Here is a 15,471-nt window from a genome sequence, read left to right as displayed (position 1 = left end):
GATGCGGCCACCGTAGGGGTCCGGACGGGGCAGGGACCGGAGGCCCGAGCTCTCGACGAACCCGGGCCTCCCGGCCACCCGTACCGGCGCGGGGACAGCGACGACAGGGGCCCGCGCCACCAGCGCGAACTCCGGTTTCCTCATGGAGAGTTCGGCCGTGAGGACTCTCAGCTTACGTAACCCTCCCGAGCCCGACCCACACGGTCCGCCCTCTTGATACGAACACGCGGCGGCGCCATATTGGTCCGGACCATTGCAGCGATGTCCTCACCGGGGAGGCAGCGACGTGCCCGTTCCCCTACGGCGTTCCGCGCTGCTCTGCGCCCTGCTCGCGCTGCTCTCCTCCTGCGCGTGGGCCGGAGCCGACGACGGCGAGAGCGGCCGGCTGCCCGCCGCACCCGTGGGTGTCACCGCCGCGGCGGGCAGCGCGACCAGCGTGCACGTGATGTGGAACGCCGTGTCCTCCGGTGCGGGCATCCACGGATACGAGGTAGATCGCGGCACCGCGAAGGTCCAGGATGTGCCGGGTACACAGCACATGGTGGATGTGACCAGGCTCAGACCCGCCACCCCGTATGTCTTCAGCGTGCGGGCCCGCGACAGGGAGGGACGCCTCGGTCCACCCAGCCGGGAGGTGCGGGCGACGACTCCGGCGGCCACGGCGGCGGACCGTTCGGCCCCGACACGCCCCGGCGAGCCACGGGGCCGGACGGCGGGCAGCCGGGCCGTCCAGCTGACGTGGGGCGCCTCGGCGGACGACCGGGACGTGGTGTCGTACGACATCTACCAGGGCGATACGAAGATCCACAGTGTGGGCGGCGACCAAACGGCGGCCGTGGTCACCGGGCTGCGTCCGGGCACCCGCTACTCGTTCACCGTCCGGGCCCGGGACGCGGCCGACAACCTCTCGCCGGCCGGGGACAGCGTCCGTCTGACCACGCCGGGCAGCGACGACGGCCGGGGCACCGCGCCGACGGACTTCGTCGCGACCACGCGGCGGGAGGCCGACGGCGCGTACTACCTCGACCTGGCCTGGGAGCCGCCCGAGACGGACGGCGTCGTCACGGAGTACCGGGTCCACCTCGACGGCAGGGCGGCCACCTCGCTCGTGTTCGGCGGGACGCCTCCGCGAGGGAGGGCGACGTACAGCTTCTACCTGGGACGCGAGGCCGGGGAGAGCCACCGGGTGCGGATCCGGGCACGGCTGCCCGACGGCACCTGGGGCGGACTGTCGGCCGAAAGGACGGTGACGACGGGCCCTGCCGGTGACGGGTGACGGCTCCTCACGCCTGCGCCGTACGAGGGAACCCGTCACCTGCCCGGCGGCGCTCCGCATGCGGGCCGACCCGTGTGCGCGTTGGCTCTCCCTGAGGCAGCACGGCCCTTCCCCCACCTCGGCGGCGCCACGGATGTACCGCCAACCGTGCCGCCGGAGGGCAGTCCATGCGCACTACTCAGCTTCTTCTCCGCTCCGGCCTGACCGTCGCGGCCGTCGCCGCGCTGCCGCTCGCCCTGACCGCCGGGCCGGCCGCGGCCGCGTCGGGCATCTCCGTGAGCACCTCCGGATCCACGGTCTCCGTCACGACCACGGCATGCTCCCGCACCGCGCCCACCGGCGGCTGGGGCACCGCCTCGCTTCTCACCAGCAGCCAGGCGAACTTCAGCCAGGGCCGCCAGGTGGCCCTGTCGGGAACCACTTCGCTGCAGTCCGCGGCCTGGTCGAGCGTGAGCCCCGGGACGTACACCGTCATCGTGAGGTGCGCCTTCAACAACAGCACCGCGGGCACCCAGTCGATCATCGTCTCGGGGGCCGCGACGCCCACGATCTCGGCGACGGCCACGGCCTCGCCGTCCCGCGGTGTCATGGGCGGCCTGGGCGGCGCCACCAAGGACTACGGCACCCTGACGCTGGCAGTCGGCGGCGGCCTGGTGGCGGTCGGCGGGGTGGCCGCGGCCTGGTTCCTGCGTCGCCGGTCGCGGCCGTACCGCCTCTGAAAACGTTCGGCGGCCCTACGCCTCCGGAAGGCCTTCAGTTGTCCGGGAGGTCGGCGAACTCCTCAAGGGCCTCGGTGAGCCACTGCGTCCAGAAGGTCTCCAGTTCGATGCCCGCGCGCAGGACCAGGTGCTGAAGCCTGGCCTGCGCGCTGTCGTTCCCGGCCGGGAAGTCGCGCTTCTCGATCTCCTCGTACTCGGCCAACTGCCGCCGGTGCAGGTCGAGATGGCGGCGCAGGTCGGCTTCGAGGCCCTCCGTGCCGACGACGGCCGCCGCGCGCAGACGCAACAGCAGCGTGTCCCGGTGCGGCTTGGGGTCCTGCGCCGCGGCCGTCCAGCGTTCGAGTTCGGCGCGGCCCGCCGGCAGGACCTCGTAGCTCTTCTTCTGCCCGCGGGTCGGCTGAGCCGCGGGCAGGGCCCGGATCAGGCCCTCGGCCTCGAGTTTTCCCAGCTCGCGATAGATCTGCTGGTGCGAGGCCGACCAGAAGTAGCCGATCGACCTGTCGAACCGACGGGTCAGATCCAGCCCCGCCGACGGCCTTTCGAGCAGAGCGGTGAGGATCGCGTGCGGGAGTGACATGGAGTCATCCTAGGGACGCCCTAGAGGGCGGCCGCGACCTCGGTGCCCTGCTTGATCGCCCGCTTGGCGTCCAGCTCGGCGGCCACGTCGGCCCCGCCGATCAGGTGCGCGCTGCGGCCCGCGGCGACGAGCTCCTCGTACAGGTCCCGGCGCGGATCCTGCCCGGTGCACAGCACGACGGTGTCGACCTCCAGGACCATGCTCTCCTCGCCGACGGTGAGATGCAGTCCGGCGTCGTCGATACGGTCGTAGCGCGCCCCCGGGACCATGGTGACGCCCCGGTGCTTGAGCTCGGTGCGGTGGATCCAGCCGGTGGTCTTGCCGAGTCCGGCGCCGACCTTGCTGGTCTTGCGCTGGAGGAGGTGCACGGTGCGCGGCGGGGCGGGGCGTTCGGGGGCCGCGAGTCCGCCGGGTGCCGTGTAGTCCATGTCGACGCCCCACTGGCGGAAGTACGTCTCGGGGTTCTCGTGCGCCTTGTCGCCGCCGTCGGTGAGGAACTCGGCGACGTCGAAGCCGATGCCCCCGGCGCCGAGGATCGCCACCCGGTCGCCGACGGGGGCGCCGTCGCGCAGGACGTCGAGGTAGCCGATCACGCTGGGGTGGTCGACGCCCGGGATGTCGGGGGTGCGCGGGGTGACGCCGGTGGCGACGACGACCTCGTCGTAGGCGGACAAGTCCCCCGCGTCCACGGGGGTGTTCAGCCGTACGTCCACGCCGTGGGCGTCGAGCTGGTGGCGGAAGTAGCGGATCGTCTCGTCGAACTCCTGCTTGCCGGGGACCCGGCGGGCCACGTTGAGCTGGCCGCCGATCTCGCTCGCGGCGTCGAAGAGCGTGACGTCATGGCCGCGTTCGGCGGCGGAGACCGCGCAGGCGAGGCCCGCCGGGCCGGCTCCGACGACCGCAACGCGCTTGCGCAGCCGGGTCGGGGCCAGCACCAGCTCGGTCTCGTGGCAGGCGCGCGGGTTGACCAGGCAGGAGGTGATCTTCCCCCTGAAGGTGTGGTCGAGACAGGCCTGGTTGCAGCCGATGCAGGTGTTGATGGCCTCGGGGCGGCCCTCGGCCGCCTTGTTCACGAACTCCGGGTCGGCGAGCATCGGGCGGGCCATCGACACCATGTCCGCAAACCCGTCGGCGAGCAACTCCTCGGCCAGCTCGGGGGTGTTGATGCGGTTGGTGGTGACGAGCGGGATCGACACCGCGCCCATGAGCCGCTTCGTCACCCATGTGTAGGCACCGCGCGGCACCGAGGTCGCGATGGTGGGGATGCGGGCCTCGTGCCAGCCGATGCCGGTGTTGATGATCGTGGCCCCGGCGGCCTCGACGGCCTGGGCGAGCGTGATCACCTCGTCCAGCGTCGAGCCGCCCGGGACGAGGTCCAGCATGGACAGCCGGTAGACGATGATGAAGTCCTCACCGACGGCCTCGCGCACCCGCCGCACGATCTCCACGGGCAAGCGCATGCGGTTCTCGTACGACCCGCCCCAGCGGTCGGTGCGGTGGTTGGTCTGCGCGGCGATGAACTCGTTGATGAGGTAGCCCTCTGAGCCCATGATCTCCACGCCGTCGTAGCCGGCCTGCCGGGCGAGGCGGGCGGCGCGGGCGTAGTCGCCGATGGTCCGCTCGACGTCGGCGTCGGTGAGCTCGCGGGGCACGAAGGGGCTGATCGGCGCCTGGAGGGGGCTCGGGGCGACGAGGTCCTGGTGGTAGGCGTACCGGCCGAAGTGCAGGATCTGCATCGCGATCCGGCCGCCCTCGCGGTGCACGGCCTCGGTGATGGTCCGGTGCTGCTCGGCCTCCGCGTCCGTGGTGAGCTTGGCGCCGCCCTCGGCGGGCCGCCCCTCCTCGTTGGGCGCGATGCCGCCGGTGACGATCAGGCCCACTCCCCCGCGCGCTCGTTCCGCGTAGAAGGCGGCCATGCGCTCGAAGCCGCGCTCGGCCTCCTCCAGGCCCACGTGCATGGAGCCCATCAGGACGCGGTTGGGCAGCGTGGTGAAGCCCAGGTCGAGCGGGTTCAGCAGGTGCGGGTAACGGCTCATGGGGCCCCTCCGTCGCGGTCTCGTGCCCCTTTGTTGTAGAGGACCGCACCATCTTTGTGCAACTAGTTGCACAACCGGGGTGGGGTGATCCGGACCACGTCGGCGCCCTCAGGTGTATGTGTCCTTGTCGGCGGCCTCGTCGGAGTGAGCCGCGTCCGCGGCGAGACTCCCCAGCAGGGAGAGCGCCTGCTCGGACGGGCTGCCCGGATCGGCCTGGTAGACGACCAACTGCTGGCCCGGGGCGCTGTTGACGGTCAAGGACTCGTATTCCAGGGTCAGTTCGCCGACCAGTGGATGCCCGAAGCGTTTGCTCTCGCGGGTCTTGCGGCGGATGTCATGGCGGGCCCAGAGCCTGCGGAACTCCTCGCTGCGCAGCGACAGTTCGCCGACCGTGGCGAACAGCCGCGGATTCTCGTGCCCGGCTGCGGCGGCGGCCCGCAGCGCGGCCACGGTGTTCACCGCCACGGGCTCCCAGTCCGGGTAGAACTGCCGGGCGTCCGGGTCGAGGAAGACCAGCCGCAGCAGGTCACCGCTGTGGGTGTGACCGGCGAACAGCGCGCCACCGAGGACGTTGTGGGCCAGCACGGTCAGGCACTGGTCCAGGACCACTGCCGGCGTGCGGTGCCAGCCCTCCATCATCCGCAGCAGGGCGGGGCTGACCGCCTGGGGGTGCGGACGGTCCTGGGCACGGCCGGCCACGGGGCGCGCCAGCCGGTGCAGGTGGTCGACGGCGTCCTCCTCCAGGCCCAGGACGCGTGCCAGCGCCTCGATCACCTGCGCCGAGGGGTTCCGCTCGCGTCCCTGCTCCAGGCGGACGTAGTAGTCGGTGCTGACTCCGGCCAGCACCGCGACCTCTTCGCGGCGCAGGCCCGCCACCCGGCGCCGGCTCCCGGCCGACAGCCCCACGTCCTCGGGCCGGACGAGGGCACGCCTGGCACGCAGGAAGAGGCCGAGCCGGTTGTCACTGTCCATGCCGTCGACCCTAGGTCCGGTCACGGGCCCACGGGAGTCCGCAAGGTGGCCGCGGTACTCCTACGATCCGTTCTCCTCTGGGTGATACGGCCTGGTCACGGGCCAGGGCGGGTCCCACCGTTGACGGCATGACACACACCTGGAACCTCCACCACCGCGTCGCGGTCGTGACCGGCGCCACCAGCGGGATCGGCGCGGCCACGGCGAGGCGCCTCGCCGCCGGCGGAGCGAGCGTCGCGCTGCTGGGCCGCCGCGAGGACCGCCTCAAGGCACTCGCCGACGAGTTGCGCGGCACGGCCACCGGATCGGTCCTGCCCGTCGCCGTGGACCTGACCGACGCCGCGGCCGTCACGGAAGCGGCCGGGACCGTCACCGGAGCGCTCGGCGCCGTCGACCTGGTCGTGGCCAACGCCGGCGTCATGCTCGGGGCCCCCTTCGAGCGGGCCGGGACCGACGAGTGGGATCGCATGATCGACGTCAACCTGCGCGGTCTGCTGCACACCTCCCGCGCCTTCACGGACGACCTCCTGGCATCGGCCTCGCGCGGCGGCCCGGCGGACCTCGTCCACGTCGGCTCCGTGGGCGGCCACCTCCTCTTCCCCGACTGGTCCGTCTACTGCGCCACCAAGGCGGCCGTCGCCCACCTCACGCGCAATCTGCGCGCCGAACTCGGGCCGCGCGGCGTCCGCGTGAAGAACATCGAGCCCGGGGTCACCACCACCGAACTGGGCGCGGGCATGCGGGACGACGAGACACGCGCGTCCTTGTCCCGCATGCGCACCGACCTCGAGCCCCTGACCGCGCCGGACATCGCCGAGGCCATCGCGTTCTCCGTCGCGGCCCCGCCGAACGTCAACGTCGCCGAGTTGGTGGTGGTGCCGGTGCGGCAGGGCTGATCACAGGGTGGCCGGTCGCGCCCGCGGGGTGCGAAGAGGGCGCGGCCGGCCACCGGGCGCCGTAGACAATCAACAACCCGTCAACGACTCTCGAGCCGCACATGCAGCTCCCGCTCCTGATCGCCCGACGCGGACGCGAGGTCCCGCACCGTGAACATCGAGTCCAACGTCGTCCGCAGCCTCTCGATGGCCCAGTAACCTCCCTGCGCGTCGGCCTCGACAGAGGACGACAACGGCGCCGGCGGCGGACATGAACGCGCTTCCGTCACTTCGAACGTCCCCAGCCACACCATCGGCCGCGACTCATGAAGCTGCTGCGGCACCTCGTCGGTACCCCGGTCCGACTCGAAGCACGCGGCCAGCGTGTCGAAGACGATCCGGGCGTCCTCCTTGCTGCAACCGCTGATCTCCAGGGAGACGGACTCCTCGTGCGCTCGCTCACGATCCATCGTGATCGCTCCTCTCATGGCGATGACCGGACCGCCGGGTTCCCCGCGAACCGCGCCACACCCTCAGAAAAGCACCACCTTTCGCGGAGCACTACCGGCGGCGGGGGTCAGCGAGGCGGGCGATCCCGGTGCGGGTCGAACAAGGGGACGGCGATACCGGCGAGCACCAGGCCCGCGGCCACCAGAATTCCCTCGGGCAGAGCCATCCCCGCGGCCAGGAGGCTCACCGCGACGGCGAGGCTCCCCCAGGCGCGGGTGCGCCGGTACTCGCGGGGCCGGGCGGGGCGGCCCGACCCCAGTGCGCGAGCGAACCGTGGGTCGTCACGCTCCAGCCGTGCCGCGAGTTCGACCAGGTGTTCGTCGTCGGGCTGGCGCATGACTCCTCCTTCGCACGGGCCCTACCGTTCGGCGTCAGCCCCCACCGCGAGCGAAACCGGCTCCGTTGTGACGTCGTCCCCCTGCTCCCGGGCGCGACGTGACCCCAGCACCCGGGCCAGCAGATGGGCCCGCCCCGCGGCCACCGGGCCGAGAACGGCCAGGACAAGGACATACCCGGCGATGAACGGCGCCAGACGTGCGTCGAGTCCCGCACTCGCCGCCATCGCGCCGAGGATCAGGGCGAACTCCCCCCGGGCCACGAGGGTCGTGGCGATGTCGGCCGCGGGATGGGCGCCGTAGCCGTAGAGACGGGCGACGAGCAGTCCGGCGACGACGTTCATCACGATGGTCACGGCCGCCGCGGCAGCGACGGGTCCGGCGACGGATGTGACGACCCCGGGGTCGATGGACAGCCCGAAGGCGAAGAAGAAGATCGCGGCGAAGGCGTCGCGCAGCGGGTGCACCAGTCGGCGGATGCGGGGTCCGGAGGGCGTGCCGGCCAGGATCAGGCCCACCATGAAGGCACCGATGGCGTCGGCTACGCCGAGGACCTCGGACACACCGGCGACGAGGACCGCGGCGCCGAGGAAGCTGATGACCAGGAGTTCGTTGTCCCGGACGTGGATCAGCCGACCGATCCAGCGCGTCCCGTACCGGGCGGCGGCGGCCAGCACCAGCAGGAACCCGAAGGCCTTGCCCGCTTGCAGGAGCACCTCCATCGGCCCGCGCGCGCCGCTGATGACCGGCTGGAGCGCGGCGAGGTAGAGCGCGAGGAAGATGTCCTCCACCACGATCACGCCGAGGATCAGCCGGGTCTCGGGGCGGCCGATCCGCCCCAGGTCGATGAGGATCTTGGTGACGATCGCGGAGGAGGAGATGCCGAGGACCCCGGCGAGCACCAGTGCCTCCCGGGTCCCCCAGCCCAGGGCGAACCCGAAGCCGAGACCGGCGCCGACGTTCGCCAGGAGGTAGATGCCGCCCGCGGCGAGCAGGCGCCTGCCGCCGGTGCGCAGGTCGTCGACGTGGAACTCCAGGCCCAGGTAGAACAGCAGCAGCACCAGGCCGAGCGCGGAGAGCATCTCGAAGTCGTGCGCGTCCTCGACGAGGACGAGGCCAGGGGTGTGCGGGCCGAGCAGGATGCCGGCGAGCATGAACAGCGGGATGGTCGGCAGTCCGATCCGGCCGCCGAGGCGGGCGAGGAACGCGGCGGCCAGGAAGGCGCCGCCCATGGCGAGCAGGGTGTCAGCGTGTCCCATGGTTCACCTCCCGCGAGGGCGCAGAAGGACGTGCGTGCTGTGCTTCACGGGGGTGGATGCGGGATCTCCCTTTGTCTGTCGGGGGGGGGTGTTCGTGTCACCGTCGCATCCGGCCGCAGGGCCCCGCCATCGGTGCCGACCCTCATGTTCGCGAGGGCCGGCACCCGCCCGTGAAGGGCTCAACTCCTGGTGAAGCGGTACGTCTTGCTGTCCGTCAGCACACAGAAGCCCGGTGAGACGACGATCACACGCAGGGTTCCGGTACGGCGGTCGTAGTCGATGCCCTCCGCCTCGAACCCGCCCGAGCAGGAACTCCTGAGGGGCAGTTGGCGCAGTGCCGTGACATGGCCGGTGACGTTCGCCGAGCCGGTCGGGGCGGCGGACAGGTCGATCTGGAGGAGCGGCTTGGTGTAGCCGAAGAGCGTGCCCGCCGGGTCGTCGGAGGAGCACAGCAGCTGGGTGGCGCTCAGGAAGTCGCAGCCCTGTACGTCGCGGACGGCGTGGTCGAGGGTGACGCCGGCCGCCTGCGGGAGGTTCGCCGAGGGCGAGGTGCTCGCGTTGACGCCGGGCGTGGGGAAGACCAGGAAGCGGGTCATGGTGCCCCACTCACCGGAGAGCATCCACTGTCCGTCAGGTGAGATCGCGACCCAGGAGTTGTTGAGCGCCTCGCCGGAGCCGAGCGTGTGGACGTACTCGGACCAGGTCCCGTCCGGGGCCTGCACGCGGTACATCTTCGCGGTGCCGGAGTCGGCCTGGTAGGGCTCGATGTAGTGGCCGTCGTAGGAGGCGTCGGGGTCGCCCACGTGGTTCCAGCCGCGGGTGGAGACGCCGATGGGGATGGTGCCGATGCCGGTGTACCGGTTGGCGGCTCCGGCGGGGACCTCGACCGAGGTCAGGCCCTGGCTCTCGGTGAGCGGGTCGGCGCGGTCGGAGCCGGTCTCCGTCCAGGTGTCGGCGGCGGAGGCCGGTGGGGCGGCGGCGAGGAGGGCTGTCGCGGTGAGGGTGACGAGGGCGGCGAGGAGCGCGTGACAACGCTGTCCGGCGCGCAGGGGCATGGAGGACTCCTGAGGCTCCTGGAGCGGGGTGAGGTGGGACGGCGGACAGTCTGGCGCCCCCATGGCAGTCATGTACAGGCCAATCGAATGAATGAGCGGCCTTCGTCACCCCATCGGACTTCACCGGACGCGCGCCCCCGTGTTGAGGGATGGTGGAAGAACACGACCGCGTGGTCACGGAGACGGTTGAGCGCGGTAGAACAAGGGGAGTCGGCACGGGGGTACGGCGTGCCGCGAGGACGGTCTAAGGCGGTTCGTGCAATGGGTGCAGCCGGAATACCCGCGGCCGAGGGCGCAGAGCCCCCGCGCGGGGCGGTACGGCCGAGCGGGCTGCTCGACGAGTTGGGCATGGCCTCGGTGGTGCTGGACGCCGAGGGGCGCATCGTGCTGTGGAGCCCACAGGCCGAGGAGCTGTTCGGCTACACCGCGCGGGAGGCGCTGGGGCAGTACGCGGCGCATCTGATGATCCACGAACAGCATGCCGACCTGGTCGTCAAGCTGTTCGCCGACGTCATGGAGACCGGGCAGAGCTGGGCCGGCGCCTTCCCCATCCGGCGCAAGGACGGCGGCACCAAGCTGGTCGAGTTCCGCAACATGCGGCTGCTGGACGACCACGGGGACGTCTACGCACTGGGGCTGTGCGCCGACCAGCAGACCGTGCGCCGGCTGGAGCGGGACGTGGCGCTCTCGACGCGCATGATCTCGCAGTCGCCGATCGGGCTGGCCGTGCTGGACACCGAGCTGCGGTACGTCTCGGTGAATCCGGCCCTGGAGCAGCTGAACGGCGTACCGGCCGAGGAACACGTCGGGCGGAAGATCGGCGAGGTCCTGCCGCATCTCGACGTGGCCGCCTTCGAGGCCGCCGCCCGCGAGGTGCTGCGCACCGGCACACCACTCGTCGACCAGCACACGGTCGGTTACACGCCCGCGGACCCGGACCGGGAGCACGCCTGGTCGGTCTCGCTGTACCGCCTCGAGGACGCGCTGGGGACCGTCCTGGGAGTTGCGGGCTCGGTGCTGGACGTCACCGAGCAGCATCTGGCGACCGTGGAGGCCGAGACGGCCCGGCGCCGCCTCGCGCTCGTCGCCGACGCCTCCGCCCGTATAGGCACCACCCTCGACCTGGACCGTACCGCCCGTGAGCTGGCCGACGTGGCCGTGCCGGAGCTCGCGGACGTGGCGGCCGTGGACCTGCTGGAGGCAGTGGTGCAGGGCAGACCCAGCACCCTCGGCCCCACCGAGCCCGCCGTGATGCGTCCCCTGGCCGTCGACGCGGCCGGTGCTCCGGAGGTTCTGAGCGCGGCCGATCCGCCCGGGCAGGTCGCCCGCTACGCCCCCGATCGCCTGGTCACCGAGTGCGTACGCACGGGAAGCCCGGTCCTCGTGGCGCAGGTCGGGCCCGACGACCTCGCCCGGATCGCCCGCTCACCGGAGGCGGCCGCGCTGCTGGCCAAGGCCGGCGTGCACTCCTATCTGGCCGTGCCGCTGATCGCGCGCGGCGAGGTGCTCGGCGCCCTCGACCTCAAGCGCGTCCACCATCCGGAGTCGTTCGGCGAGGACGACCTGCTGCTCGCTCGGGAGCTGGCGGCCCGCGCGGCGGTGCAGATCGACAACGCCCGCTGGTACCAGGACGCCCGCAACACCGCTCTCACCCTGCAGCGCAGCCTGCTGCCCAGCCACCCCTCCGTGACCGGCGGCCTGGAGGTCGCCTCGCGCTACCAGCCCGCGGGCGCCACCGCCGAGGTCGGCGGCGACTGGTTCGACGTGATCCCGCTGGGCGAGGGCAAGACCGCCCTCGTCGTGGGTGACGTGATGGGCAGCGGCATCACCGCCGCCGCGACCATGGGCCGGCTGCGCACCGCGACGAACACCCTGGCCTCCCTCGACCTCGACCCGGCCAAGCTCCTCGAACACCTCGACCGGATCACCGAGGACCTGGACCACTCCATCGCCACCTGCGTCTACGCCGTGTACGATCCGCGGCTCGGACAGTGCCGGATCGCCAACGCCGGGCACCTGCCTCCGGTACGGCTGCGCCCCGGCCGTCCGCCCGAGCTCCTCGAACTGCCCACGGGGGCGCCCCTGGGCGTGGGCGGTGTCGCCTTCTCCACGACCACCGTCGACCTCGCACCCGGCGACCGGCTCGTCCTGTACACGGACGGTCTCGTCGAGACGCGGCAGCATCCGCTCGACGAGCGCCTGGACGCACTCCTCGATCTGCTCGACAGCCCCGACGGTCCGCTGGAGGAGGTCTGCGACCTGCTGCTGCGCACACTGCACCAGCCGGACAACTCCGACGACGTGGCGCTGTTGATCGCACGGGTGCAGACGCCTGAGACCTGAGGGGGCCTGCCGTTACGGGTACCGGACGGCGTCCCAGCACCTCACCGCCCCGACACCAGGACCGCCACCCGCCTCACCACCAGCACCTGGAAGCACCACAGGCCCTACGAACCTCCCGGCCACAGCCCGCAAGACCGGCGTCACGGGGACCCGGCCGAGGAGCGCAGGGCGTTCTGACAACCAAGACCTGCGCCGCATCCCGGTGCACGGGCCCACGCCGGTCTCCCCCCACTCCCTGATCTGGCGCGCCGACACCTCCCACCCGGCTCTCGCCGCCCTCCGGGAGCATCTGCACGCCACCCGGCCCGAGCCGCCGGGCGTGGGGACGTGGGCGCCTGGCTCGGCCTAGTCCCTGGTGCCGATCACGACGTGGGCGTAGAGCTCCTCGGAGACCGCGAGGCGGGGTGTGAGGCCGCTGTGGGTGAAGGTGTCGACGGCGACGGAGGCCTGGCGTTCGCTGGTCTCGACGAGGAGGCAGCCGCCGGGGGCGAGCCAAAGAGGGGCCTCAGAGGCGACGCGGCGCAGGATGTCCAGGCCGTCCGCGCCGCCGTCGAGGGCGACCAGGGGCTCATGGTCGCGAGCCTCGGTGGGGAGGAGCGCGACCTCGTCGGTGGGGACGTAGGGGACGTTGGCCGCGAGGATGTCCACCCGGCCGCGCAGGTCGGCGGGGAGGGCGTCGAAGAGGTCGCCGGTGTGGGCCCGCCCGCGCGCGTCGGCGGTGTTGCGGCGGGCGCAGTCCACCGCGGCCGGGTCGATGTCGGCGGCGTGCAGCTCGACCGGGCCCAGCGCCGCGGCGAGCGCGGCGCCGACCGCACCCGAGCCGCAGCACAGGTCCACGACGACCGAGGCGTCCGGCGCCTGGGCGAGGGCCTGTTCGACGAGGAACTCGGTGCGACGGCGGGGCACGAAGACGCCGGGGCCCACCGTGATGCGCAGTCCGCGGAACTCCGCCCAGCCGACGACGAGTTCGAGAGGGTGGCCGGTGACCCGGCGGTCCACCATGTCGGCCAGTTCGTCGGGGGTGCGGGCGGCGGCGAGGATCAGCCGGGCTTCGTCCTCGGCGAAGACACAGCCCGCGGCGCGGAGTGCGGCGACGACGGAGTCGGGAGAGGCGAAGCGGGGAGAGAGTGAAGGCATGGAAGCCGAGAGCCTTTCGGGAGCCGAAGGGCGCTCCCGCGGTCACCTACAGGCGGTGATCCGCGCCGATTCGAGGAGAGAGCACCCGATCTGACACAGCGTTGATGGGTCTCACCTCCTTGGTCCCGCACGGCTGGGACCGCCCTCAGCCGGAGCGCCACCCTACCCCAGAACGGCACGAGTTGTAGTCTGCAACCAGTACTGCGAGGGAGGTCCGATGGAAGCAGCAACGTCCGTGGAGACGATCCAGCGCGAGATGACGGTCTTCGCGCGACGGGCCCGGGCCTCGGCGGGCCGTCTGCATCCCGAGCTGTCGCTGGTGTCGTACACGCTCCTCGGGCATCTGGAGGAGCGCGACGGCTGCCGCGCCACCGACCTGGCCGCCCACTACGCCCTGGACAAGTCCACGGTGAGCCGCCAGGTCGCCGCCCTGGAGCGGGCCGGCCTCGTCGAACGGCGCCAGGACCCGGAGGACCACCGTGTCCAGGTGCTGCATCTGACCGAGGCGGGCCGGCACATCCTGGGCCAGGTCACCGTGAGTCGCCGCGCGGCCGTCGGCGAGCGGCTCGCGGACTGGTCGCCGGAGGACCTGGAGCGGTTCGCCGGGTACCTGGTGCGGTACAACGCCTGGCCGCGGTCCGACTGACGGTGTCTAGGACACCGCCTCCGGCAACCGCTCGGGCACCCGGGCGGCGAGGAAGGCGGTGGTGCGCCGGAGCCGGAAGCCGAGGGACTCGTAGAGCCGGATGGCACCGGTGTTCTTCGCGCCGGTGTGCAGGAACGGGGTCTCGCCGCGCTCGCGTATGCCGTGCGCGACGGCGAGGATCAACCGGGTCGCCAGGCCCTGGCCGCGGACGGCGGCGTCGGTGCAGACCGCGCTGATCTCGGTCCAGCCCGGCGGGTGCAGCCGCTCCCCCGCCATCGCCACGAGCGCGCCGTCCCGGCGTATGCCCAGGTAGGTGCCCATCTCTATGGTGCGCGGCAGGAAGGGTCCCGGCCGGGTCCGTTCGATCAGGTCGAGGATCTCGGGGACGTCGGCGGGGCCGAGTCGGACCACCTCCGGGTCGGGTGCGGTGGTGAGGCCGTCGTCCACCAGTTGCACGCCCTCGACGTGGAACGTGATCTCCCAGCCCTCCGGGATCTGTCCCGCGTATGCCGTCAGCGGCACCTCTGCGCCGGGGCCCGCGAGCGCCGCGAGGTCGGCCCAGTCGCCGGCGTCCGGCGCGTCGGGCAGGGCCAGCCACGGCGAGACGTCGACGGGGTAGCGGAGGACCCGGCCACGCTTCTCGGCGAAGTGGGCGTGCGGGCCGGTCAGGGAGGCGAGGGCGGGGTTGTCGAGGACGTGCGGGGCGCCGGCGGTCATCGGGCGACCTCGATGACCGTCTTGCCGCGGGCGTGGCCGTCCTCGACCGCGCGCAGCGCCTCGCCGGCACGGTCGAGGGGAAACGTTGCGGTGATGTGCGGGTCCAGGTCGCCCGTGAGCACGAGCCGCGCCACCTCCTCCAGTACGGCCGTGTTGCGGGCCCGCGCCACGCGGGTACCGCCCAGCCGCCGCACGTCCTCCTCCGGGGCGCCGGCGGTGATCAGCCTCGTCCGGTCGGTGAGCAACTCGGCGGCCTCGGCGAGCACTTCACCGCCGACGAGGTCGTACACCCCGTCGATGCCGTCCGGCGCGGCCGCCCGGGCCCGCTCGGGCCAGGCCGGCCCGGAGGAGACGTGGTCGGCGCCGAGCGACTCGACGAAGTCCTTCTTGCCCTCGCTCGCGACGCCGACCGCGTGGACCCCGAAGGCACGGGCGATCTGCACGGCCGCCGCGCCGACTCCGCCGCCCGCGCCGGTCACCAGCAGCGTCGCGCCCGGGGGCAGATCGAGCTGGCGGACACCGTCGTAGGCGGTCGCGGCGGCGACGGGCAGGGTGGCGGCGACCAGGTGGGACAGTTCGGCGGGCTTGTGCGCGGCGATGTCGACCGGCACCAGGGTGTACTCGGCGTAGCCTCCGCCGAGCGTGTTACCGAAGACCTCGTCCCCGACCGCGAACCCCTCGACACCCTCGCCGAGTTCCGCCACCACGCCGGAGACCTCGCTGCCGAGTACCGCGGGGAAGACCGGGTCAGCGCTGTCGCCGGGTCGCCGGTAGCCCGAGCGGATCTTCCAGTCCACGGGGTTCACGCCCGCGGCACGAACGGCCACCAGGAGCTGACCCGGTCCGGGACTCGGCCGGTCCACGTCCACGAACGCCTCGGTCTCCGGTCCGCCGTACCGCGTGAAGACGTACGCCTTGGGCATCTGCTTCCTCGCTCTCCTCGCACTGTCACCGGGACACCGGCCCGGCACTCCAGCGCCAAGGAGCGGCGCGCGACGGCTATTCCCGGCCCGG

15 protein-coding genes are annotated in these 15,471 nt (G+C 72.4%); 5 read left to right on the top strand and 10 right to left on the bottom strand.

The genetic code is table 11. The annotated features are described in order from the left end of the window. Positions 1 to 286 precede the first annotated feature (286 nt). Together OG841_RS42210 and OG841_RS42205 are read left to right on the top strand one after the other, a co-directional pair. Positions 287 to 1,276 (top strand): fibronectin type III domain-containing protein, encoded by a 990-nt coding sequence (locus OG841_RS42210; RefSeq protein WP_371569671.1) that lies wholly within the window; start codon positions 287 to 289, stop codon positions 1,274 to 1,276. Between the two features lie 167 nt (positions 1,277 to 1,443). Beyond that, positions 1,444 to 1,995 (top strand): hypothetical protein, encoded by a 552-nt coding sequence (locus tag OG841_RS42205; protein WP_328636535.1) that lies wholly within the window; start codon positions 1,444 to 1,446, stop codon positions 1,993 to 1,995. 34 nt (positions 1,996 to 2,029) lie between these two features. Here the strand turns inward: OG841_RS42205 and OG841_RS42200 are convergent, their stop codons facing one another. The 3 genes from OG841_RS42200 to OG841_RS42190 form a co-directional block, all read right to left on the bottom strand. Next, positions 2,030 to 2,572, bottom strand: a complete 543-nt coding sequence (locus tag OG841_RS42200) for a PadR family transcriptional regulator (RefSeq protein ID WP_371569668.1) — start codon at positions 2,570 to 2,572, stop codon at positions 2,030 to 2,032. Positions 2,573 to 2,592: 20 nt separating this feature from the next. Then, a complete protein-coding gene (locus tag OG841_RS42195) occupies positions 2,593 to 4,608 on the bottom strand; it encodes an NADPH-dependent 2,4-dienoyl-CoA reductase (protein WP_365116935.1) in 2,016 nt (671 codons plus the stop codon). 108 nt (positions 4,609 to 4,716) lie between these two features. Continuing rightward, on the bottom strand, positions 4,717 to 5,580 hold the full coding sequence (locus OG841_RS42190; RefSeq protein ID WP_328636538.1) for a helix-turn-helix transcriptional regulator: 864 nt from the start codon (positions 5,578 to 5,580) through the stop codon (positions 4,717 to 4,719). A 128-nt stretch (positions 5,581 to 5,708) separates the two neighbouring features. Here OG841_RS42190 and OG841_RS42185 point away from each other — a divergent pair, with 128 nt between their 5' ends. Continuing rightward, the gene (locus OG841_RS42185) at positions 5,709 to 6,476 is read left to right on the top strand and encodes an SDR family oxidoreductase (RefSeq protein ID WP_328636539.1); all 768 of its coding nucleotides are present in this window, start codon (positions 5,709 to 5,711) and stop codon (positions 6,474 to 6,476) included. An 80-nt stretch (positions 6,477 to 6,556) separates the two neighbouring features. Here OG841_RS42185 and OG841_RS42180 read toward each other — a convergent pair whose 3' ends face one another. The 4 genes from OG841_RS42180 to OG841_RS42165 all read right to left on the bottom strand — a co-directional run bounded on the left by OG841_RS42180 (position 6,557) and on the right by OG841_RS42165 (position 9,614). Next, positions 6,557 to 6,925: a hypothetical protein gene (locus OG841_RS42180; protein ID WP_280855678.1), complete on the bottom strand. Its 369-nt coding sequence runs from the start codon at positions 6,923 to 6,925 to the stop codon at positions 6,557 to 6,559. 107 nt (positions 6,926 to 7,032) lie between these two features. Then, positions 7,033 to 7,302 (bottom strand): DUF3040 domain-containing protein, encoded by a 270-nt coding sequence (locus tag OG841_RS42175; RefSeq protein WP_328636540.1) that lies wholly within the window; start codon positions 7,300 to 7,302, stop codon positions 7,033 to 7,035. 21 nt (positions 7,303 to 7,323) lie between these two features. Continuing rightward, positions 7,324 to 8,559 carry a cation:proton antiporter gene (locus OG841_RS42170; protein ID WP_328636541.1) on the bottom strand — a complete coding sequence of 412 codons (1,236 nt, stop codon included), beginning with the start codon at positions 8,557 to 8,559 and terminating at the stop codon, positions 7,324 to 7,326. Positions 8,560 to 8,738: 179 nt separating this feature from the next. Next, on the bottom strand, positions 8,739 to 9,614 hold the full coding sequence (locus OG841_RS42165; RefSeq protein ID WP_365116928.1) for a hypothetical protein: 876 nt from the start codon (positions 9,612 to 9,614) through the stop codon (positions 8,739 to 8,741). A gap of 261 nt (positions 9,615 to 9,875) precedes the next feature. On the opposite strand from OG841_RS42165, the gene OG841_RS42160 reads away from it, so the two are divergent. Continuing rightward, complete coding sequence (locus OG841_RS42160) at positions 9,876 to 11,957, top strand: SpoIIE family protein phosphatase (RefSeq protein ID WP_328636543.1); 2,082 nt, start codon at positions 9,876 to 9,878, stop codon at positions 11,955 to 11,957. Positions 11,958 to 12,302: 345 nt separating this feature from the next. Here OG841_RS42160 and OG841_RS42155 read toward each other — a convergent pair whose 3' ends face one another. Further along, positions 12,303 to 13,094, bottom strand: a complete 792-nt coding sequence (locus OG841_RS42155) for a putative protein N(5)-glutamine methyltransferase (RefSeq protein ID WP_328636544.1) — start codon at positions 13,092 to 13,094, stop codon at positions 12,303 to 12,305. A gap of 217 nt (positions 13,095 to 13,311) precedes the next feature. On the opposite strand from OG841_RS42155, the gene OG841_RS42150 reads away from it, so the two are divergent. After that, positions 13,312 to 13,740 carry a MarR family winged helix-turn-helix transcriptional regulator gene (locus OG841_RS42150; RefSeq protein WP_328636545.1) on the top strand — a complete coding sequence of 143 codons (429 nt, stop codon included), beginning with the start codon at positions 13,312 to 13,314 and terminating at the stop codon, positions 13,738 to 13,740. Between the two features lie 6 nt (positions 13,741 to 13,746). Here OG841_RS42150 and OG841_RS42145 read toward each other — a convergent pair whose 3' ends face one another. Then, positions 13,747 to 14,457 carry a GNAT family N-acetyltransferase gene (locus OG841_RS42145; protein WP_328636546.1) on the bottom strand — a complete coding sequence of 237 codons (711 nt, stop codon included), beginning with the start codon at positions 14,455 to 14,457 and terminating at the stop codon, positions 13,747 to 13,749. Continuing rightward, positions 14,454 to 15,380 carry a quinone oxidoreductase family protein gene (locus OG841_RS42140; protein ID WP_328636547.1) on the bottom strand — a complete coding sequence of 309 codons (927 nt, stop codon included), beginning with the start codon at positions 15,378 to 15,380 and terminating at the stop codon, positions 14,454 to 14,456. Before OG841_RS42140 ends, OG841_RS42145 begins: the two co-directional genes overlap by 4 nt. Between the last annotated feature and the right edge of the window lie 91 nt (positions 15,381 to 15,471).

It is taken from the genome of Streptomyces canus, assembly GCF_041435015.1.
Lineage (GTDB): Bacteria > Actinomycetota > Actinomycetes > Streptomycetales > Streptomycetaceae > Streptomyces > Streptomyces canus_G.
This window is presented reverse-complemented; position numbering and strand designations above follow the sequence as displayed.

Excerpts from the sequence above, each read along its gene's own strand:
- OG841_RS42140 (WP_328636547.1), bottom strand. The coding sequence starts at position 15,380 with ATGCCCAAGGCGTACGTCTTCACGCGGTACGGCGGACCGGAGACCGAG.
- OG841_RS42150 (WP_328636545.1), top strand. The coding sequence starts at position 13,312 with ATGGAAGCAGCAACGTCCGTGGAGACGATCCAGCGCGAGATGACGGTC.
- OG841_RS42180 (WP_280855678.1), bottom strand. The coding sequence starts at position 6,925 with ATGGATCGTGAGCGAGCGCACGAGGAGTCCGTCTCCCTGGAGATCAGC.
- OG841_RS42195 (WP_365116935.1), bottom strand. The coding sequence starts at position 4,608 with ATGAGCCGTTACCCGCACCTGCTGAACCCGCTCGACCTGGGCTTCACC.
- OG841_RS42170 (WP_328636541.1), bottom strand. The coding sequence starts at position 8,559 with ATGGGACACGCTGACACCCTGCTCGCCATGGGCGGCGCCTTCCTGGCC.
- OG841_RS42175 (WP_328636540.1), bottom strand. The coding sequence starts at position 7,302 with ATGCGCCAGCCCGACGACGAACACCTGGTCGAACTCGCGGCACGGCTG.
- OG841_RS42160 (WP_328636543.1), top strand. The coding sequence starts at position 9,876 with ATGGGTGCAGCCGGAATACCCGCGGCCGAGGGCGCAGAGCCCCCGCGC.
- OG841_RS42185 (WP_328636539.1), top strand. The coding sequence starts at position 5,709 with ATGACACACACCTGGAACCTCCACCACCGCGTCGCGGTCGTGACCGGC.
- OG841_RS42200 (WP_371569668.1), bottom strand. The coding sequence starts at position 2,572 with ATGTCACTCCCGCACGCGATCCTCACCGCTCTGCTCGAAAGGCCGTCG.
- OG841_RS42155 (WP_328636544.1), bottom strand. The coding sequence starts at position 13,094 with ATGCCTTCACTCTCTCCCCGCTTCGCCTCTCCCGACTCCGTCGTCGCC.
- OG841_RS42190 (WP_328636538.1), bottom strand. The coding sequence starts at position 5,580 with ATGGACAGTGACAACCGGCTCGGCCTCTTCCTGCGTGCCAGGCGTGCC.
- OG841_RS42205 (WP_328636535.1), top strand. The coding sequence starts at position 1,444 with ATGCGCACTACTCAGCTTCTTCTCCGCTCCGGCCTGACCGTCGCGGCC.
- OG841_RS42145 (WP_328636546.1), bottom strand. The coding sequence starts at position 14,457 with ATGACCGCCGGCGCCCCGCACGTCCTCGACAACCCCGCCCTCGCCTCC.
- OG841_RS42165 (WP_365116928.1), bottom strand. The coding sequence starts at position 9,614 with ATGCCCCTGCGCGCCGGACAGCGTTGTCACGCGCTCCTCGCCGCCCTC.